Annotated in this window: 19 protein-coding genes and 3 pseudogenes; 12 read left to right on the forward strand and 10 right to left on the reverse strand. The window is 69.2% G+C overall.

Annotated elements, in window-relative coordinates:
* Nucleotides 1-10: 10 nt before the first annotated feature.
* The 3 genes from BUS84_RS41100 (at nt 11) to BUS84_RS03050 (ending at nt 982) form a co-directional block, all read left to right on the forward strand.
* Entirely contained in the window at nt 11-286 is a 276-nt protein-coding gene (locus BUS84_RS41100) for a universal stress protein (RefSeq protein ID WP_425293421.1), read from the forward strand.
* A 100-nt stretch (nt 287-386) separates the two neighbouring features.
* Complete coding sequence (locus tag BUS84_RS41105) at nt 387-494, forward strand: universal stress protein (protein WP_244298348.1); 108 nt, start codon at nt 387-389, stop codon at nt 492-494.
* Between the two features lie 5 nt (nt 495-499).
* Nucleotides 500-982, forward strand: coding sequence for a YflT domain-containing protein (locus tag BUS84_RS03050; protein WP_074308554.1), 483 nt, complete (start codon nt 500-502; stop codon nt 980-982).
* A gap of 113 nt (nt 983-1095) precedes the next feature.
* Here BUS84_RS03050 and BUS84_RS37155 read toward each other — a convergent pair whose 3' ends face one another.
* The gene (locus tag BUS84_RS37155) at nt 1096-1407 is read right to left on the reverse strand and encodes an MDR/zinc-dependent alcohol dehydrogenase-like family protein (protein ID WP_143728180.1); all 312 of its coding nucleotides are present in this window, start codon (nt 1405-1407) and stop codon (nt 1096-1098) included.
* 407 nt (nt 1408-1814) lie between these two features.
* Here BUS84_RS37155 and BUS84_RS03060 point away from each other — a divergent pair, with 407 nt between their 5' ends.
* Nucleotides 1815-2234, forward strand: a complete 420-nt coding sequence (locus BUS84_RS03060) for a sigma-70 family RNA polymerase sigma factor (protein ID WP_143728181.1) — start codon at nt 1815-1817, stop codon at nt 2232-2234.
* A gap of 159 nt (nt 2235-2393) precedes the next feature.
* Here the strand turns inward: BUS84_RS03060 and BUS84_RS03065 are convergent, their stop codons facing one another.
* Genes BUS84_RS03065 through BUS84_RS03075 form a run of 3 tightly spaced genes read right to left on the reverse strand, consistent with a single transcriptional unit; the run spans nt 2394 to nt 4291 of the window.
* Nucleotides 2394-3290, reverse strand: coding sequence for an SPFH domain-containing protein (locus BUS84_RS03065; RefSeq protein WP_074308559.1), 897 nt, complete (start codon nt 3288-3290; stop codon nt 2394-2396).
* Nucleotides 3287-3850 (reverse strand): DUF5994 family protein, encoded by a 564-nt coding sequence (locus BUS84_RS03070; protein WP_143728182.1) that lies wholly within the window; start codon nt 3848-3850, stop codon nt 3287-3289. The genes BUS84_RS03065 and BUS84_RS03070 overlap by 4 nt, the downstream gene beginning before the upstream one ends.
* Nucleotides 3851-3853: 3 nt before the next feature.
* A complete protein-coding gene (locus BUS84_RS03075) occupies nt 3854-4291 on the reverse strand; it encodes a LapA family protein (protein ID WP_084757111.1) in 438 nt (145 codons plus the stop codon).
* A gap of 567 nt (nt 4292-4858) precedes the next feature.
* Between BUS84_RS03075 and BUS84_RS03080 the strand changes: the two genes are divergently transcribed.
* The 4 genes from BUS84_RS03080 to BUS84_RS38555 all read left to right on the forward strand — a co-directional run bounded on the left by BUS84_RS03080 (nt 4859) and on the right by BUS84_RS38555 (nt 8069).
* Nucleotides 4859-5581 (forward strand): GAF and ANTAR domain-containing protein, encoded by a 723-nt coding sequence (locus tag BUS84_RS03080; protein WP_074308564.1) that lies wholly within the window; start codon nt 4859-4861, stop codon nt 5579-5581.
* Between the two features lie 95 nt (nt 5582-5676).
* The gene (locus tag BUS84_RS03085) at nt 5677-6405 is read left to right on the forward strand and encodes a GAF and ANTAR domain-containing protein (RefSeq protein ID WP_074308566.1); all 729 of its coding nucleotides are present in this window, start codon (nt 5677-5679) and stop codon (nt 6403-6405) included.
* A gap of 157 nt (nt 6406-6562) precedes the next feature.
* Nucleotides 6563-7408, forward strand: a complete 846-nt coding sequence (locus tag BUS84_RS03090; protein ID WP_074308568.1) for a SigB/SigF/SigG family RNA polymerase sigma factor — start codon at nt 6563-6565, stop codon at nt 7406-7408.
* A gap of 487 nt (nt 7409-7895) precedes the next feature.
* Nucleotides 7896-8069 carry a hypothetical protein gene (locus BUS84_RS38555; RefSeq protein ID WP_167627020.1) on the forward strand — a complete coding sequence of 58 codons (174 nt, stop codon included), beginning with the start codon at nt 7896-7898 and terminating at the stop codon, nt 8067-8069.
* A 327-nt stretch (nt 8070-8396) separates the two neighbouring features.
* On the opposite strand, the gene BUS84_RS03110 is transcribed toward BUS84_RS38555, so the two are convergent.
* On the reverse strand, nt 8397-9428 hold the full coding sequence (locus BUS84_RS03110) for an integrase core domain-containing protein (RefSeq protein WP_208869506.1): 1032 nt from the start codon (nt 9426-9428) through the stop codon (nt 8397-8399).
* 404 nt (nt 9429-9832) lie between these two features.
* Here BUS84_RS03110 and BUS84_RS03115 point away from each other — a divergent pair, with 404 nt between their 5' ends.
* Entirely contained in the window at nt 9833-10603 is a 771-nt protein-coding gene (locus BUS84_RS03115; protein ID WP_074308576.1) for a VOC family protein, read from the forward strand.
* Here the strand turns inward: BUS84_RS03115 and BUS84_RS03120 are convergent.
* Nucleotides 10587-10798: pseudogene (locus tag BUS84_RS03120) on the reverse strand (ABC transporter ATP-binding protein); the annotation flags it as partial. The gene BUS84_RS03115 and the pseudogene BUS84_RS03120 sit on opposite strands and share 17 nt — an antisense overlap.
* A 35-nt stretch (nt 10799-10833) precedes the next feature.
* Here BUS84_RS03120 and BUS84_RS38925 point away from each other — a divergent pair.
* Entirely contained in the window at nt 10834-11049 is a 216-nt protein-coding gene (locus tag BUS84_RS38925; RefSeq protein WP_208869667.1) for a GNAT family N-acetyltransferase, read from the forward strand.
* 261 nt (nt 11050-11310) lie between these two features.
* On the opposite strand, the gene BUS84_RS03130 is transcribed toward BUS84_RS38925, so the two are convergent.
* Nucleotides 11311-11745 (reverse strand): SAM-dependent methyltransferase, encoded by a 435-nt coding sequence (locus BUS84_RS03130; protein ID WP_074308578.1) that lies wholly within the window; start codon nt 11743-11745, stop codon nt 11311-11313.
* Nucleotides 11746-11839: 94 nt separating this feature from the next.
* Between BUS84_RS03130 and BUS84_RS03135 the strand changes: the two are divergent.
* Nucleotides 11840-12256: pseudogene (locus BUS84_RS03135) on the forward strand (IS6 family transposase); the annotation flags it as partial.
* A 378-nt stretch (nt 12257-12634) separates the two neighbouring features.
* On the opposite strand, the gene BUS84_RS03140 reads toward BUS84_RS03135, so the two are convergent.
* The 3 genes from BUS84_RS03140 to BUS84_RS38930 all read right to left on the reverse strand — a co-directional run bounded on the left by BUS84_RS03140 (nt 12635) and on the right by BUS84_RS38930 (nt 15196).
* Entirely contained in the window at nt 12635-12838 is a 204-nt protein-coding gene (locus BUS84_RS03140; RefSeq protein ID WP_074308580.1) for a cold-shock protein, read from the reverse strand.
* Between the two features lie 198 nt (nt 12839-13036).
* On the reverse strand, nt 13037-14461 hold the full coding sequence (locus tag BUS84_RS03145) for a DEAD/DEAH box helicase (protein ID WP_074308582.1): 1425 nt from the start codon (nt 14459-14461) through the stop codon (nt 13037-13039).
* A 555-nt stretch (nt 14462-15016) separates the two neighbouring features.
* Nucleotides 15017-15196, reverse strand: a complete 180-nt coding sequence (locus tag BUS84_RS38930; RefSeq protein ID WP_143728183.1) for a hypothetical protein — start codon at nt 15194-15196, stop codon at nt 15017-15019.
* Nucleotides 15197-15980: 784 nt separating this feature from the next.
* Between BUS84_RS38930 and BUS84_RS03155 the strand changes: the two are divergent.
* Nucleotides 15981-16225: pseudogene (locus BUS84_RS03155) on the forward strand (transposase); the annotation flags it as partial.
* Nucleotides 16226-16981: the final 756 nt, after the last annotated feature.

Below are 16981 nucleotides of genomic sequence, written 5' to 3' on the forward strand. Positions count from 1 at the left end.
GGAGTCCGACATGAACCAGGTTGCGGAGCATGACCGACGCATCGTCGTCGGGGTCGACGGATCGCCGGGATCCAGGGCGGCGCTGCGGTGGGCGGTGACCCAGGCGGAGCTGACCGACGCGAGGGTCGAGGCCGTGAGCGCGTGGCAGGACCCGGCGGTGTACGGGTTCGCGTCCGGCTGGTCGCCGGCGGTGTTCGAGGAGTCAGCGTCGCCGCGGTCACCGAGAAGATCCTCGCGGAGTCGGTCGCGGACGAGGCCGGGGATGCCGCACCCGTCCCGGTCCTGACCCGTGTGCTGCACGGCCATCCCGCCCAGGTGCTGCTCGACGCGGCCGGTGGGGCGCAGCTGTTGGTGGTGGGTAGCCGAGGGCACGGTGCCTTGCCGGGATGCTGCTCGGGTCGGTCAGCCAGCACTGCGTCCAGCACGCGTCGTGCCCGGTGGTGGTCGTGCCACCGGCGGAGCGGACACACGAGCAGGCCGGGAGGCGATCATGAGGCGTATGACCAGATTGGCTGGTCGGGGCGAACTGCCTGCCCGGCCACCCGTTGAGCAGGTGCCCCTCGGCAGCTATCCCACCTACGCCGAGGCCCAGCAGGTGGTCGACTGTCTCGCCGAGCATCACCTCGAGGTGGGGACTACCCAGATCATCGGCAGTGACCTGCGGCTGGTGGAGCAGATCACCGGGCGGCTGACCTGGCCGCGGGCGCTGCTGTCCGGTGCCGCGAGCGGCGCCTGGTTCGGCGTCTTCGTCGGGCTGCTCCTCGGCGTCCTGGGCACCATCGGATTCGTCCGAGCCATGACCCTGGGTCTCGCCTGGGGTGTGCTGTTCGGGATGGCGTTCGCCGCGGCCGGCTATGCCCTGACCGGCGGGCGTCGCGACTTCACCTCCAGGAGCGCCACCGTACCCAGCCGCTTCGAGGTTCTCGTCGCCGTCGGGTACGGCGAACGGGCCCGCACCGTGCTGGAGGGTGCGGCGCGGTAGCCCGGCGTGGTGTTCCGACCTGGCCGGAGGTACCGGCATTGATAGACACCGTCCGTGACAGCCCACGAGGGCTGTCACGGACGGTGTCGGTGAACGGCTGGCTGGGCAGTCGGTCAGCTCCGGCTGAGGACGACCTCCAACGCTCCGGTCTCCCGAGCGTTGGAGAACGTGTCGTGGGCCCGGATGAACTCGCCGAAGTCGAAGCGGTTGGGTGCCGAAGCGCCGAGCGTAGATCTGGTTGCTGGCGCCTCGTGCCCCATGATCCGTCCCATCGCCGGCACGTCGCCCTTGAGAATGTGCAGGTCAGTCCCGAAGATGGTGGTCGTGTCGACCCGCACGGTCGCGTCGCTGTCAGCGACGAGTTCGGGAAGGGTGACGTCCTCCCAGGCCTTCGCACCTGGTCCGTGATAGACGAGTGCCTTCATGGCGAACTCCGAGATCCCTCGAATGGCGGGGTTGGCTGCCACCGGGGACTGGAGCGACAACATACGCCCCATCGACCTGAGAAGCACCGTGCCGACGGCCCACCCGTGCACGCTGCGGCCTCGATGTCGGCCGCATCAGTGCAGCCTGTGGGCGCACGGCGGTAGCGGTGCGACCGGCGGCCGATCCTCGATGGAGCGCCGTACCAGATGCTGGCTGCCTATGAGGGTGGGAACAATGGCCTTGGCATGACCCTCGCATACGGGCTGCTCCCCGCCGAGCCATCGACCGTGAAAGTGGACGCCCGATGCGCTCCGTGGCCTGCCCGGTGGCGTAGGGTGAGGGACGCAGTAGCTGCCCTGGTCCCTGGCGGTGCCCCAACCCGCAGGCACACCACCAGGAGCATCGGATGCCTGTCCCACGCATCTACGTCTTGCCGGGTACTGAGTCCGTCAACGATCTCGTCAAGCGGATCGCCGACCGCGACCAGGCCGCTTTCCGCCGTTTCCACCGTCGTCTCGTCCGCGCGGTCTTCGCTCAGGTGTGTGAGAGCCTCGGCAGCCCGGCGCTCGCCGTAGCGGTGACCCGGGCGGTGTTCGTCGAGGTGTGGCAGCTCGCGCCGATGCCCGCCTCCCGTCAGCTCGACGGCACCGCATGGGTGACCGCCATCGCCGCTCGCCGGGCCGCAGACCGGCTCCGCGAGATCAACGGCACTATGCCGGATCTCGGCGTCGCCTATGACGATCTTCTCGGTCGCGAACTCGCCGTCGCGCTGGGAGCCGAACCGCTGGCACAGCTCGAAACCTTCTTCCACACACCGACCGACTGACCGCCGTTTGCCCTCTTGCCGTCAACTGACTCGCGGCGCGCTGTCAGCCGTTGTGGCCGCAGATCCGATCCTGTTTTGGTGAGCACCCGGGTCGTAGCCGATCCCACCGATGTCGGCGCCCGTTGCCGATGGGGTCACCGGGGTCGGGACCACGTCCGGTCAGGCCACCGGCATCGGCGTGGCCTCGGGATCGGGCTCGCTGGTCACGCGTCGCACGTCCGGCATCGTCACGGTCTCCGGGGCCCGCGGCCGGGTCGCGACGACCGGCGCCGGCGTGCTCGCGGCGGGCGTGACGCGGTCCAGGAAGCGCAGCAGTTCGACGGGGAATGGCATGACGAGGGTGCTGTTCTTCTCGGCGGCGACCTCCACGACTGTCTGCAGCAGTCGCAGTTGCAGGGCGGCGGGGTCGGCGGCCATGGTGGCGGCGGCCTGGGCGAGTTTGGTGGCAGCCTGGTATTCGCCGTCCGCGGCGATGACCCGGGCGCGGCGTTCGCGTTCGGCCTCCGCCTGGCGGGACATGGACCGCTTCATGGATTCGGGCAGCGCGACGTCCTTGACCTCGACACGTTCGACCTTCACACCCCACGGTCCTTCGGTCGGTGCGTCGATGATGCTGGTGAGTTCGGAGTTGAGCTTGTCCCGGTCGGAGAGCAGTTCGTCGAGGTCGGCGCGGCCGATCACCGCGCGCAGCGAGGTCTGGGCAACTTGGGAAACGGCGTAAAGATAGTTCTGCACGTTCACCAGAGCCTTGACGGGGTCGACGACGCGGAAGTAGACGACCGCGTCGACGCGTACGGAGACGTTGTCGCGGGTGATGCCGTCCTGGGCGGGAACGCTGAGGGTGGTGATCTGCAGGTTGACCTTCACCAGCCGGTCGACGCCGGGGACGATGAGGGTCAGCCCCGGGCTGCGGCTGCCCTTCTGCACCCGGCCGAAGCGGAAGACCACCCCGCGTTCGTACTGCTGGACGACGCGCACCGCTCGGGCGGCGGTGATGAGGCCGATGATGCCGATCGCCACGATCGCGATCACGATGGTTGTCTCTAGAGCGTTCATGCGGGCACCCCAGTGCGGGGACGGGTGGTGGATTCGGTGTGGCCTCGGTGGATTCGGGCCGACGCGGGGCTGCCGCCCTCGTTGTCCCACACCGCGTACGCGTCGGAGCTGGTCGTCGTTGTCGCGTCCTGTGGGGTCGGTCCGGTGGTGAGGATGTCGGGTGCGTGCCTGAGGTTGGTCGGGTCGGCGGCGGTGGCCATGGCCCGCTCGGCTGCCTCGGGTGTCGTGGCGGGAGGGACGACGAGCAGGTCGACCTGGTCGTCGCGGCCGGTGGTGACGATCAGCAGGGCGGGGTCGAGGGTGTCGAACCAGCCGATCCGGACCACGTCCGGTCCGACGGCCAACCGGCGGATCCGGCTGTCCCAGGTGTGGATGTTGAGCATGATGTGCCGGATCCGGCCATGCCGTTCGGTCAGGGTGAGGACGAGGCCGGGGAGTTCGGCCACCGGGTCCCAGGAACGCGGCCACCATCCGCCGTCCAGGACCGTCCGGCCCCTGGTGGGAGCGAGGGACAGTCGGGGCCGGGAGGGCGGCGACGGGGGGATCACGGTGGTGGGCATGGCTCACCTGTCCTGGCGGTACGTACGCGGCGGCGTAACGCGGGCGGTGCCGGTCACCGTCCGGGACAGCGGACCGGGCCTGGGTCGGGCGTCGGGGTTTCCGGCGGGACGGCGTTGGAGCATCCGGAGCTGCACGATGCGGGCGGTGCCGGGGAGGGCGACGAGCAGGATCCCGAAGACCGCGGCTAGCAGCAGGGCAACGCCCATCGGGAGGTGTCCGTGCGCGCCGAGGAACGACACCTCGACACGCTGGCCGTTCTGCAGCACGAAGATCAGGAGCAGCAGGAGCACGAACGCGAACACCACAGCGGCGACCCACAGGCCGCCCATCCGGGAGCGTGCCGCCGCCGGTCGGTCCGGCGTGGGCCAGGAAGCGGCGTCGGTGCCGTCGCGGCCGTTAATCGGGGGAACCGGGTCAGGATGGTTGCGGGGTGCGGTCATCACAAACCGCCGCCTTCCAAGGAGCAGCTGACATGCCTGAATGCCGTGAGGAGCCAGCGCAGGCATGGGCGATGGCGGGCGTGTGACGCGGTGTCCCAGTCCGGAACGCCGGTGCGACGGGACGGGTCGGGTCCAGGGGGCGCACGAGGAGGCCGGCGACGTGACCGGTTGATGTCGTGCGTCGGGCGGCCAACACGGCGACCTCGATCGGTGGGGTGCGTCCGCCAGCGGCGAACTGTCAGCCACCGGGGTCCCGAGCGACAACTACCATCGTACGCTTCTGCGTGCCTGCCGCTGATCGTGTCGGCTACCGCCTTCGCGGCCAAGGTCGCCGGGTGCCCGCCGCGCAGGGGCGCTGCTCAGGAGTAAGGTGTGAACGTCGCCCGGGACCCCGGTCATCCGCACGGCATATGTCCGCTTCGGACGACCCGGGTCGGAGCCAGTCTTGGACGAGCGAATCAGCGAGACCCGTCCCCGCTTGCGAGTCGCTTCTCGCACCCGCGTGCCTGTGCTCCGATTGACCGCGTCCGATTGTGGTCGCGGGGCCGATCCCGGTACGGCGAACCGATGAACTCCGATCGCAGAATCCGGCTGTGGACCCTGGTCGTGGACGTGGCCCGGGGCGGGACGGTCGCGGTCGAGCACGTCTGCGCCGCGTCGGTGGCGGTCGCCGGCGTCGACTCTGCCGCTGTCGCGGTGACGCTGCGCGCCACCCCCCGCGAGATGCTGTGTGCCAGTGACCGGACCGCGTCGGAACTGGAGGACCTGACCCTCACCCTCGGTGAGGGTCCGTGCGTGGACGCGATCACCGGCGGGCCGCATCTGGTCGCCGATCTGGCGGCGCCGGAATGCCTGGCCCGCTGGCCGGCGTTCGCCCCGGCGGCGGTGCGCGCCGGGGTCCGTGCGGTGTTCGCGCTGCCGCTCCAGGTCGGCGGGATCCGTCTCGGTGTACTGGACCTCTACCGTGCGCGGTCTGGCGGCCTCGACGGCGAGCAGCTGACCGACGCCCTGGTGTTGGCTGACACGGCGTGCGCGGTGCTGCTCGATGGCGCGCGGCCGGACCGGCACGAGCGTTGGCCCGAGCAGGCCGGTCTGCAGCATCCCGAGGTGCACCAGGCCACGGGGATGGTCACGGTCCAGTTGGGGGTGACCGCGGCGGTGGCGCTGATCCGGTTACGCGCCTTCGCCTACTCCCACGGCCGGCGCCTGCGGGATGTGGCAGGTGACGTGGTAGCCCGCCGCCTGCGTTTCGACTCCACCGACGACGCACGGGATGGCGGGGCCGGGTGAGAGCCCGACCGCGGCCGTCGCGAGGCGGCGGCGCCGACCACGGCCCCGTACCGCCGGAGAACCGACGGGACTATGGTACGACGAGGGTGAGTGACATGGGCGAGAGCCAGCTGGCGGACGTGTTCGTGGAAATGGCCGACACGCTCGTCGACGATTTCGACGTGATCGAGTTCCTGCACGTGCTGACCGAGAGGTGTGTCGAACTGCTGGGTGTGTCGGCGGCCGGGCTGCTCCTGACGGACCAGCGGGACACGCTGCAGGTGGTCGCCGCCTCCTCCGAACGCACCCGACTGCTGGAGCTGTTCCAGCTCCAGACCGACCAGGGTCCCTGCCTGGACTGCTTCCGTACCGGTCAAGCGGTGTCGGTCGCCGACCTGCCAACCGCCAATCGCTGGCCAAGGTTCACCGCCGCCGCGGCCGAGGTCGGCTTCGCTGCGGTGCACGCCCTGCCCATGCGCCTGCGCTCCGAGGTCATCGGCGCGCTGAACCTCTTCGATGTCCAGCCGGGGGTCCTCGACGAGGGCAAGCTCCGCATCGGCCAGGCGCTCGCCGATGTGGCAACCATCGGACTGCTGCAACAGCGCGCCATCCACCGGCGTGACATGCTCGCCGAACAGCTGCAGACCGCACTGAACAGCCGTGTCCTGATCGAGCAGGCCAAGGGGGTCCTGGCCGAACGCCTTCGGGTGGACGTGGGCGAAGCCTTCGCGCTGCTGCGCGACGGCGCCCGCAGCCGCAACCGGCGGCTGTCCGAACTGTCCCAGGCGATCGTCGACGGTTCCGAGCAGTTCGCGCCGGGACCGGCCGTCAACCGGCCCGGCTGACGACCGGCCCCGGGCCGGCCCCGCTGAACAGCCGGCTCCCGGGAGTGCTGCCGGCGGAGGGTGCCGATCCGCGAGATGAGGCGTACGGTGGGCATGTCGCCCGGGTCCCCGGTGGCCGCCAGTGTCGCCGCCACCAGCCCGTAAGGGGCGTTGAACAATGGTCACCCCCATCGCGACCGCGACGGCAGTTATCCCTCCTCCGCCTCCGAACGCGGTAACGGGGCACAGCGAACAACTGCTGCGTCGACGCGCGGCCCTGGCCGCCAACGATCCCGACCGCGCGCGGCTGCGAGCCCGGATCATTGAGGCCAACCTGCCGATGGCCGGTCGACTGGCTCGCCGCTACTCCGGTCGCGGAGAGCCTTACGAGGACCTGGCACAGGTCGGCGCGCTCGCCCTGATCAGGGCCGTCGACGGATACGACACCGACCGAGGGACGCCGTTCGCCAGCTATGCCATCCCGACCATCCTCGGCGCCATCCGGCGGCACTTCCGTGACACGGCCTGGGCGATCCGGGTGCCGCGCGCGTCCCAGGAACTGAATTACCGGGTGTCCGCCGCCCGGGGCGAGCTCGGGCAGCAACGGGGTCGCCTACCGACTGACGGAGAGCTCGCTGACCACCTCGAGGTGACCGTCGCCGAACTCCTGGCCGCCCTCGTCGCCTCCGAGGTCTACCGGTTGCCGTCGCTGAACGAGCTACAGCCCCTGACCAATCACGTCGAGCGCATCGCGCTCATCGGCGCCGTCGATCCGGGATACGCCGCCGTGGACGACCATTTGACACTCCGGCTGCTCCTCGCGGCGCTTCCCCCGCGTGAGCGTCGGATCCTGACCATGCGGTTCTACGGCGACCTGACCCAGGCGCAGATCGCCAGCCGGGTCGGGTTGTCACAGATGCACGTCTCCCGGCTGCTGAAGCGCTCCCTGGCCCAGCTCAGGGCCGGGTGCTCAGCTGACCGGTCATCCTCCCGGACCGTTCAGGCACCAGGGCCGGATCGTTGAGATCACCAGGAGAGGGTGTCATGGCCGTTCGTCCGATCGCCGCGACCGGGCCATCCCCGCCCGTCAAAGGGGAATCCGTCCCCTCGACATTCGGTGTACGGGTCAGGCGGGCTGTCGACGTCCGCGCGCTCCGTATGCGGGTGTTCCTCCTGGTGACCGTCCTGCTCCTGCCTTTGGTGCTCATCACGGTGTTCGCTGACCGCTGACCCGTCTCAGGGGATCATCTCAGTGACGCCCGGCACGCCGGGCCGGACCGGCGTAGCCTGGGTTGTCCCAGACTCGACGACATTCCACATCTGAGGCGCCCGCCACGCCGGCTCCGCCCCCTGAAGATGCCACGCCCGTACCGCACGATTCGCCGGTCACGGTGAGAGCTCGAAGGCCCGCCGCGCACCTCGGCGCCGTGGTGATGGGGATTCGACCAGCGCCTCCACGCCGCTACCCGGTGACCATGACCGTCCCGAACGGCTTCACAAGGGAGCAGACGATGACGATCGCCAAGCACAGGGTCGTTGCAGCTCTACGCGAGCGCGGCCAGCAGGCCAGGGCCGATTGGGTCGAGCGCGAGCTGCCGGAGCGGGTGGACTCCGACAAGCACGTCGGGCTGCTCGCGACCCTGCGTCTTGATCCGGCTGACCTCGCCGAGGCGACATCCCCGTGAGGGTGGCTCTGCTCGGGCCGGTCGCCTGGCGGACACCCCGTACCACTATGGCCCCTGGGAGCAGGTGACCGGTATGGCCCCTGGGAGCAGGTGACCGGGCTGCTCGCCGAGGGGCTGGCCACCCGTGGCGTTGACGTGACACTCTTCGCGACGCTGGACTCGGTCACCTCCGCCTTCCCCGACGGTGTGTGCCCCCGCGTGTACGCCGACGAGCCGAGCATGGACGGCCGGGTGTGGGAGGCGATGCACGTCTCGCACGCGATGGCCCGCTCGGCGCAATTCGACCTGGTGCACAACCTGTGGGGCTCGGAAAGTCGTCGCTGCCGGTCAAGCGGCATAGCGGTACTCGTTGATGACGCCGCCGAGGATGCGGGTACGCAGGAGTCGGCGGCTTTCGAGCTCGTGCACGGTGATGGGCTGTTGGTCAGCGCCCGGCGGGAGTTGGTTGCGGGCCCGGTGGGGCCGGTGCTCGTTGTAGTGCCGCTCGTAGGTGGCCAGGACGTGCCGGGCGTGGGCCTCGTTCATGATGAGCACATGGTTCAGGGCCTCGCGCCGGATGCTGCCGATGACCCGCTCGCAGTGGGCGTTCATCCGAGGGGCCTGCGGTGCACACTTGAGGATCTCCATCTCCTCGGCCTCGAAGACGGCGTCGAAGGACTGGCCGTACTTGCCGTCGCGGTCGCGCAGCACGAAGCGCAGGGACTCCATGCGCGTGCCGAGGTCGGCGGCCAGGTTCCGGGCCTGTTGTACCGCCCACTCCCGGGTGGGGTGGGCGGTGACGCCGGCGATGTGCAGGCGCCGGCTGCCGTGTTCGAGGAACGCCAGCGCATACAGGCGCCTGCCGAGGGCGGTGTCGATATGCAGGAAGTCGACGGCGATGATGCCCTGGGCCTGGTTGGTGAGGAACTGGCGCCAGGTCGGGCCGGTACGGCGTGGGGCTGGGTCGATGCCCGCCGCGTGGAGGATCTCCCAGACCGTCGAGGCGGCGATGGGGTGACCGAGTCGGGCCAGCTCGCCTTGGATCCGCCTGTGCCCCCATTTCGCGTTGTCTTGAGCGAGCTGCAGGACCAGCTTCTTGAGTGCTGCCTTGGTCGGCGGGCGTCCGGTGCGGGCGCGCCGGGCCCTGTAGTCCCACTTGGCGGCGATGAACCTGCGGTGCCAGGCCAGCAGGGTCCCGGGCGTGACAAGGAAGACCTCACGCCAGCGGCAGCGGGGTATCAGGCCGAAGAGGGCGGCCAGCCAGAACCGGTCCGCGGGCTTGTAGCGGACTGAGCCGGCGATCTGACGGCGCAGCACCGCGTTCTCATGCCGGAGTACAAGCAACTCGGCGTCCTTGGCCGTGTCGCGGCGCAGCAGCACTCCGGGGAAGGACAGCAGCCGGGCGGGCCGCCGTGTAGAGCATCGAGATGATCACGCGGACATGGTTCCAGCCGAGATCTCGTTACCATCCCGACCTGCGGCGATGACTTTACGAGCCCCCGAGGGCCTGTGGAGGCGCAGTTTCTGAACCACGTGCACTTCCTGGCGTTCCGGGCGCCCTTCGTACGCGTGTACGCCGTCGGAATGCCGGAGATCCAGGGACGTTTCGTCCGTTTCCGCCACGCACGCCAGCGGGTCGGTGCCACGATGCCGGCAGGGCGTGCCGGCGATGGCCGCCCCCAGCATCGCCCTAGCCAGCACCGGTGCCGGCTGACGACGGTCGGGCCCGCCCGCCGGCATCCCGCCCAGAGCCGCCCCACGAGCAGAGGAAGTAAACCGAAGCCATGACGGATATTCCACCGGGAGCACCCGCCTGGGTCGACCTGTTCACCACCGACCTCGCTGGCGCGGCGCGCTTCTACGCGCCCCTGTTCGGCTGGGCCGTCGCCGAGGCGGACCGGCAACCCCCGGCTGACGGTCACGTCGTCTTCCACCAGCAGGGCAAACCGGTGGCCGGTGCCGGGCCGGGAGCCGGCCCGCAACTTCCGCTTGCCTGGATGCCCTACCTGGCGACCGACGACGCCGACGGGGCCGGCCGGCGGGTGACCGCCGCCGGCGGCCGGGTTCTGACCGAGCCCTTCGACGTCCTCGGCTCCCGGCGGACGGCGCTCTTCGCCGACCCGGCCGGCGCACCGTTCGGGGTGTGGCAGTCGCTTGGCATCCCGGGGGCCGGGGTGTTCGATGTACCCGGCTCGCTGACCTGGGCGGAGCTGACCACGCGGGAGTGGGACCGGGCGAAGGAGTTCTACGGCTCGGTGTTCGGCTGGACGGCGGACGACCAACCGATGGGCCCGATCACCTACACCACCTGGCAGCTGGATGGCAGCCCCGTCGCCGGGATGATGCCCATGATCGGCGAAGATTGGGGTGACCTCCCGTCGCACTGGATGGTCTACTTCGCGGTGTCGGACACCGACGCCGTCGCGGACGAGGCGCAACGGTTGGGCGGGGCGGTCTCCGTCCAGCCGACCGATCTGAGGCGGGGCCGGTTCGCCGTGCTCACCGATCCGCAGGGGGCGTTCTTCTCGATCCTCGGGCCTACTCTGCCGACCTGACCGTGCGGGGCTCCGGCCGCACGGACACCACCAGCGGCCCGTGCTCGCCGTCGACCACCCGCACGCTTGCCCGGTAGTGCTCGGCGGGCAGCTTCTCGGTGAGCGCTTCCCGGGGGTGCCTGCGGCGACGCCCCGGCCGTCGGCGAGCAGCACCATCCGGTCGGCGTACTCGCCGGCGATGGAGAGGTCGTAGACGACGTCGGAGGCTCGTGCTCCAGCGGTGCTGCTGGGTGCAGGAAGCCCTCGCGAACGACACCCTCGACCTGGAACCGCTACGGGATACACTCGATGATCTGCGCGCATCGATGTCGACCTGGCAGCTGTGGTGCGTACGCCGGCACGGACGCCTCGTCGCGGCAGTCCGAGCCGGGGCACACGGGCGGGCGTGGCTGATCGGCCGCCTCATGGTGGCTCCCGACCAGGCCGGGAATGGCATCGGTTCCTGACTGCTCTCGCACGTCGAAGAGCAGGCCCCGAGGAGACCACGCACTGCGAACTGTTCACCGGCCACCGCAGCGCACGCAACATCGAGCTGTACGAGCGCGCGGGCCATGCCCTCACCGCCACCGTCGGCGCCCCGGACGGCAGCGTCTACCTCACCAAGGAGAAATTGCCGATACTTGTGGATGAGAAATCTTGACTTGACTGCGGTGAGGGCACCCGTTGGCCGCCCTCCAGCACTGACCGCTGTGTCCCTTCGACCGGCCTTACGACCGTGGGATGGGTAGTTCACGAAGCGGATCGCCGCCGTCGATGAAGAGCCGGGCGTCTGCCGTGGTCGCCATGGCGATACGCTGCAGTACCCGCTGACCGACCTGGGGATGTCGCCCGTCGAGAGCGCCGACGCGGACAGCGAACACTACGTCGTACGGTTCTTCGTGAGCCTGCGGGACGAACTCTTCGGCAGCGACATGGCGGACAGTCATGCGGCCAGATGCGACTTCCTCTACAGAGGCGGCTTCTGCTTGGGCGATGGCGGTGGCCGATCGGTCGATTGCCAGGATGTGGCCAGTGGTGAGTCGAGCCGCGATCGCTCGTGCGGCTGACCCGGGCCCGCATCCGATTTCGAGGACGCGGGAGTGCGGCTGGAGGGGAAGCGCGTTCACGATCGCGGCGAGGCGGGGCGAAAGACTCGCCGGCATGAGCGGAAGGATAAGTGAGGGGGGTCTGTTGCGTTGCCCGTGTCGAGGGATCGAGGCAGGCTTGACTGGTGCAGTGGTCGGGTCGTCATCGTCCCTGGTCGCCGCCGAAGTCGGTGGGTTCCGATTCCCCGCAGAGGCGATCGTCGTCGCGGTCCGCTGGTACCTGCGGCACAACCTCTCCTACCGGAACGTGGAGGAGGTCCTGGCTGAGCGCGGTGTCGAGATTGATCACGTCAGCGTCTTTCTGTGGCCGCAACGGTTCACCCCGTTGCTGGCCGACGCCGCCCGGTTCGGTCGCCACTTCCCGGGTGATCGGTGGTTCGTCGACGAGACGTATGTGAAGGTCAACGGGGTGTGGCGGTACGTCTACCGGGCGGTCGACCAGCACGGGCAGGTCATCGAGGTGCTCGTCTCGGCTCGCCGTGATGCCGCCGCTGCCCGGCGGTTCTTGCAGAAGGCCCTGCGGGTGCTGAAGTTGACGCCTACCGTAGCGACCAGTCGGGAGCCGGTTGCGACGTCGAGGACATGGCGACCGGCCACGGTGTCCGGGTGATCGAGGATGTAACGCGCGAGACTCTGCCCGCCGGTCCAGGCCGACGCCTAGAACGGTGGCGGGAGGACGTGCCCCGCCTCGGCTTCGAGCCGGGCCTAGAGGGCGATCGCGTCCTCGGCTATGACCAGTCGCACCTCTGGCACCAGGGCCAGCCGGAGCCGGTCGATGCTGGCGGTCCCGGCCGCGACTCGGGGCTTACAGCGCGTGCAGCACCAGCGGTTCGAGGCCGGGCAGGATCGCGGTGTCGGAACGGATCGGCATTCGCCGGTCCGTTGGTCTCAGCCACCGCCGTGGCGACGGGCGAGGCCTCGTCGCCACGCACGGCGGAGTCAAACGTCAGACCAGACGGATGTTGGCGGCCTGAAGGCCCTTCTGGCCCTGCTCGACGTCGAACTCGACCCGCTGGTTCTCGTCCAGGCTGCGGAACCCGCTCGATGAGATGGCGGAGAAGTGGGCGAAGACGTCAGCGCCGCCGCCATCCTGCGTGATGAAGCCGAAGCCCTTGTCCGCGTTGAACCACTTGACTGTGCCGAATGCCATGTCTTCTCCTCTGAGTAGCTGATGGAGCCACGTATACGGGCCCTCGGTTGTCGCCGCTGCTGGTCCGGAAGGACCGGCAGAACAGAGAGCGCCTGGCGGGTTAGGTACCCACCAGGCGCTGGCAAAGTATGCGACAAACCAAAAGTTGCAACGCGGGCAGGCTAGCACGAGCAAGCCGCCCGCGCGGTGTCTTCGCTGTCAACGCTGACCGCGCCGGCTACCAACCCGCGTGCCGGAAGAGAACGCCGCGGCGCCCCGTGGCGCGGACGTGGTTTCCACGGCACTCGCCCGACGACTTTCCGAGCCTGTCCCGCGCGCCGCCCGGGCGGTCGATCCGCCCGTCGCTGTGCGCGGCGAGCGCTGCGTGGCGCTGTCGCCTCGTCTGTGATGCGGTGCCGTCGTCGCTACGGGAGGCGTCACGAAGCGGCGCTCGCCCGGGGCGAGTTCGGTGAGCAGCGAGTCACCGGGGCCAAGCCGGGTGATCGTCGGGTTGATGCCGGCCTGGCGGGTGAGGTCGCGCACGTCGGTGACCTGGTCGTCGGTCATCAGGGTGACGACGGTGCCGCTCGCTCCGGCACGCGCGGTCCGCCCCGAGCGGTGCAGGTATGCCTTGTGCTCGGCTGGCGGGTCGGCGTGGATCACGAGAGCCACATCGTCGACGTGGATACCGCGCGCCGCGATGTCGGTCGCGACAAGTGTGCGGGCGTCGCCGGCGGAGAACGCCGCCAGATTGCGGGTTCGGGCGTTTTGCGCCAGGTTGCCGTGCAGCTCGACGGCGGGCACGCCGGAGGCGACCAGTTGACTGGTCAGCTTCTTGGCGCCCCGCTTCGTGCGGGTGAACACGAGCGTGCGCCCCGGGGCGGCCGTCAGGTCGATCAAGACGGGGAGCCGGTCATCGTGACGGACCCGGAGTACGTGGTGGGTCATCGCGGCGACCGGGGACATCGCCGAGTCGACGCTGTGGGTGACTGGGTTGGAGAGGTACCGCCGCACGAGGACGTCGACGCCCGCGTCGAGCGTCGCCGAGAACAGCAGCCGCTGGGAGCGGGGCGGTGTTGTGTCGAGGAGTCGCCGTACGACCGGCAGGAAGCCGAGGTCGGCCATGTGGTCCGCCTCGTCGAGCACTGTGACCTCGACGGCGTCGAGGATTGCGTGGCCGGTCGACACGTGGTCGGCGAGCCGGCCGGGACAGGCGATGAGGATATCGACCCCGGCACGCAGTGCACCGACCTGTGGCCGCGCGCTCACCCCGCCGAAGATCGTCAGGGTCCGCAGCGACAGCGCGGTGGCCAGCGGTGCGATCGCCGCTTCGATCTGGGTCGCCAGCTCGCGAGTGGGCGCCAGGATGAGCGAGCGCGGGCGGCCGGGCAGCCGTGGAGACGTGGCGGCCGAGAGCCGGGCGAGGACCGGGAGAGCGAAGGCGTATGTCTTGCCCGATCCCGTGCGGCCACGACCGAGCACGTCGCGTCCGGCGAGTGAATCCGGGAGCGTCGCGGCCTGGATCGGGAATGGCGTGCTGATGCCCGCCTGCTCGAGCGCGGCGACCAGGCGGCCGGGCACGCCGAGGTCAGCGAAGGAGGTGGGTGTGACAAGGGGTGTCTTGCTGGGGCGGCGTGCCGCCATGGGAGTCTCCGAACGTGGAAGGGCTCGCCGTGCACGGCGCTGACCGATTGGTCGCGGCGCGTGGTGGTCGACGTCAGATGCAGGCCGGGTAGAAAACCGGCGGGCTGCTTGATCAATTCTACCCACACCCAGCCCAAGCCGTAAACGATGGCTTTTCTGGGTTAGGGTTACGGGCCGAGCGAAACGGATCCCGGCGAGCGGCCGGATGCGCCCCGCTCATTTCCGCACCCGGCTTGCATGTGCGAACGGGTCGCGCGTTGGCGCGCCAAACTTGGAGCAGTTCTTGACTGATGTAACCGCGCATGACTCGAATTTGTTCCGTGAAGCACCGGGAGCAGATGCGCCTTTCGACCACACACCCGCAGTTGACGCAAGTTCGGTGCGATGACCCGCCTGCGCACCCCGTTCCGTGTCGAGGGTGACGCCGACCGGAAGCCGACGACCGCCCCCATCGCCCGCTCGTTAGGCATCACGACGCCACGGAGCCCAGTCAGTAATGGCTACCACGCGTGTCGGTTCGACGCGTCGTAGGTACCGACGTCCTGTGCAGGTGGATCAGCACATCTCCACGACTGGACCAGCAGATGGGGCGGTGGCGGCGGACCGCCGCTCGGCCTTGCCCGCATACATTGTCGCGTCGGCCATCCCGATCAACGTGTCCCCGTCGAGGGTGCTGCCGCGACCCGCGACCGCCGCACCCATCGTGCCCCCGGTCGGGGTGATCGCCCAGTGCAACGGCGCACGGTGCAGGCGCCGCCCGCTGAGAAGCAGGTCGCGATTGCCGAGGCGGCCAAGGACGAAGCGCGGCGCTCCGCTGACGCCGTTCATTAGTCGCTGTGGATCGAGGCGCGGCGCGACCATCACTTCTTCGGGCCGGCGTCGGTGTCGGTCACCCAGACCATTCGGCGGAGGAACCCCGCGCGACCCCAATCGGCCGAACCTTTTCCTGATCGTCAAGAACAATGGGCGGCATCCGTTCACCCTCGCCGGGCGGCTGCATCTTAAGAGCGGCGGCTACCGGCCGTCGGGTTCCGACCGCCTCGACGCCGGCGGCACCACGGAGGTGTATCTGGACGACCCGATCGACAAGTGGGATCGGTTCGAGGCGTGGTTCGACGGCGAGTGTTCGTGTGACGAGGCTGAGAGTAACGAGGGGCACTGGCGGCGGGAGTTCCCCATTCCGCGGCCTAGTACTCCAGCCGGGGATTGTGATCATGGCCTTTCGTCGACCCGTCATCCAGTCGACGCACCAACTCGTGCGCGCGTGCTAAGGCCCGCCAATTGACCGGGACGATGCACTCCACGTTGCCATAACCCCTTCCGCGCACAAGAATCGCTGCCGGCTCATCGACGATGTTGCGCAAAATTACGAGAGTGGTTGAGCTGCGGTCGATGCGGCGCGGAGAATAAGGACAGCCACCGTCGATCGTGGACGGTTGTGTGGACTGACCATGACGCAGCGGCGGCTGCCGGATATAGGGGGGACGCCCGACGGTGGCGGGTGTTGTTCGACGAGCTGATGTTGACGGTCGGGCAGCGTTTCCGCAGGCCTGAGCCGCGTCGCCGGTGCGCGAGTTCGTCCGTGGTTTGCTGGCGCCGTTGCCGAGGAAGAACTGCTGGACGATCGCGGAGCATGTCGGGGACGCCGGCCCGGACGGGATGCACGATCTGCTGTCCAGGGTGAAGTGGGACGACACCGAGGTTCGTGTTGATGTCCGCGAGTTCGTCGGTGAGCACCTCGGTGAGGCCGAGGCCGTGCCGGTGCGTTGAACTGGCCGCGGGGCCGGAGACCGCCACGTCAGGCGGCGGTGTCCGAACGCGCCGCCCGCGACCGGACCAGTGACCTACTCATTCGAGGGGTGTTCTCCCGTTGGGGGCGGGACCTGCCCGCGATGACGGTGTAGTCGATGTCCAGTCGGCGTCGACACCGAGGGTGTCGCCGGGGAGGGCAGCGTAGTCCGAGGCTGATGAATGAGTGCTGGCTCGTCGGGTACGCGGGCTGCGATACGAAGGATCACGCCACATGATGCCCCGCGCCGCAGTCACACCGGGGCCACCCGCCCCATTGTTCGGCGCGGAACCGCAATGGCTGATCTGACGTTCGCGAGAAGGGAGACTGGCGATGAGGGTCAGAGTCTTACAAGGGTTGAGAAGAAGGGCGAAATCGATCGTGGTGCGCCGCAGGGGCAAGGATGCCGTAATTAACAAGCCGACCAAAGCCAGAAGGCCCGGCCGGCGCTTTCAATGAGAGCGCCACCCGCTGGCAACTGGTGGCCGCCCAGCCGTCCGGCCGGCGGCGACCTTTTCTATCCTCGATGAGCACGCCCTCGATGATGCCTGCCGGGCGCTAATGGCTGATGCTGACACCCGGATATGCCGCTGAGCGGGCGCTGCCGAACGACCGGACATGCCGATGTGAGTGCGTCGTCGAGGCAGCGTGGTGCCTGAGTCTCTGGGGTCAGGTTCGGCTTCTACACGAGGCGGGGCTTGATATCGAACCACTCGCGCAGTTGGCTGGCA

The organism is Micromonospora cremea, assembly GCF_900143515.1.
In the GTDB taxonomy this organism is placed as follows: Bacteria; Actinomycetota; Actinomycetes; order Mycobacteriales; family Micromonosporaceae; genus Micromonospora; species Micromonospora cremea.

What these genes read in the sequence shown, in the direction of transcription:
- BUS84_RS41100 (WP_425293421.1), top strand. Translation starts at nt 11, where the DNA reads ATGAACCAGGTTGCGGAGCATGACCGACGCATCGTCGTCGGGGTCGAC.
- BUS84_RS41105 (WP_244298348.1), top strand. Translation starts at nt 387, where the DNA reads ATGCTGCTCGGGTCGGTCAGCCAGCACTGCGTCCAGCACGCGTCGTGC.
- BUS84_RS03050 (WP_074308554.1), top strand. Translation starts at nt 500, where the DNA reads ATGACCAGATTGGCTGGTCGGGGCGAACTGCCTGCCCGGCCACCCGTT.
- BUS84_RS37155 (WP_143728180.1), bottom strand. Translation starts at nt 1,407, where the DNA reads ATGAAGGCACTCGTCTATCACGGACCAGGTGCGAAGGCCTGGGAGGAC.
- BUS84_RS03060 (WP_143728181.1), top strand. Translation starts at nt 1,815, where the DNA reads ATGCCTGTCCCACGCATCTACGTCTTGCCGGGTACTGAGTCCGTCAAC.
- BUS84_RS03065 (WP_074308559.1), bottom strand. Translation starts at nt 3,290, where the DNA reads ATGAACGCTCTAGAGACAACCATCGTGATCGCGATCGTGGCGATCGGC.
- BUS84_RS03070 (WP_143728182.1), bottom strand. Translation starts at nt 3,850, where the DNA reads ATGCCCACCACCGTGATCCCCCCGTCGCCGCCCTCCCGGCCCCGACTG.
- BUS84_RS03075 (WP_084757111.1), bottom strand. Translation starts at nt 4,291, where the DNA reads ATGACCGCACCCCGCAACCATCCTGACCCGGTTCCCCCGATTAACGGC.
- BUS84_RS03080 (WP_074308564.1), top strand. Translation starts at nt 4,859, where the DNA reads ATGAACTCCGATCGCAGAATCCGGCTGTGGACCCTGGTCGTGGACGTG.
- BUS84_RS03085 (WP_074308566.1), top strand. Translation starts at nt 5,677, where the DNA reads ATGGGCGAGAGCCAGCTGGCGGACGTGTTCGTGGAAATGGCCGACACG.
- BUS84_RS03090 (WP_074308568.1), top strand. Translation starts at nt 6,563, where the DNA reads ATGGTCACCCCCATCGCGACCGCGACGGCAGTTATCCCTCCTCCGCCT.
- BUS84_RS38555 (WP_167627020.1), top strand. Translation starts at nt 7,896, where the DNA reads ATGACGATCGCCAAGCACAGGGTCGTTGCAGCTCTACGCGAGCGCGGC.
- BUS84_RS03115 (WP_074308576.1), top strand. Translation starts at nt 9,833, where the DNA reads ATGACGGATATTCCACCGGGAGCACCCGCCTGGGTCGACCTGTTCACC.
- BUS84_RS03130 (WP_074308578.1), bottom strand. Translation starts at nt 11,745, where the DNA reads ATGCCGGCGAGTCTTTCGCCCCGCCTCGCCGCGATCGTGAACGCGCTT.
- BUS84_RS03140 (WP_074308580.1), bottom strand. Translation starts at nt 12,838, where the DNA reads ATGGCATTCGGCACAGTCAAGTGGTTCAACGCGGACAAGGGCTTCGGC.
- BUS84_RS03145 (WP_074308582.1), bottom strand. Translation starts at nt 14,461, where the DNA reads ATGGCGGCACGCCGCCCCAGCAAGACACCCCTTGTCACACCCACCTCC.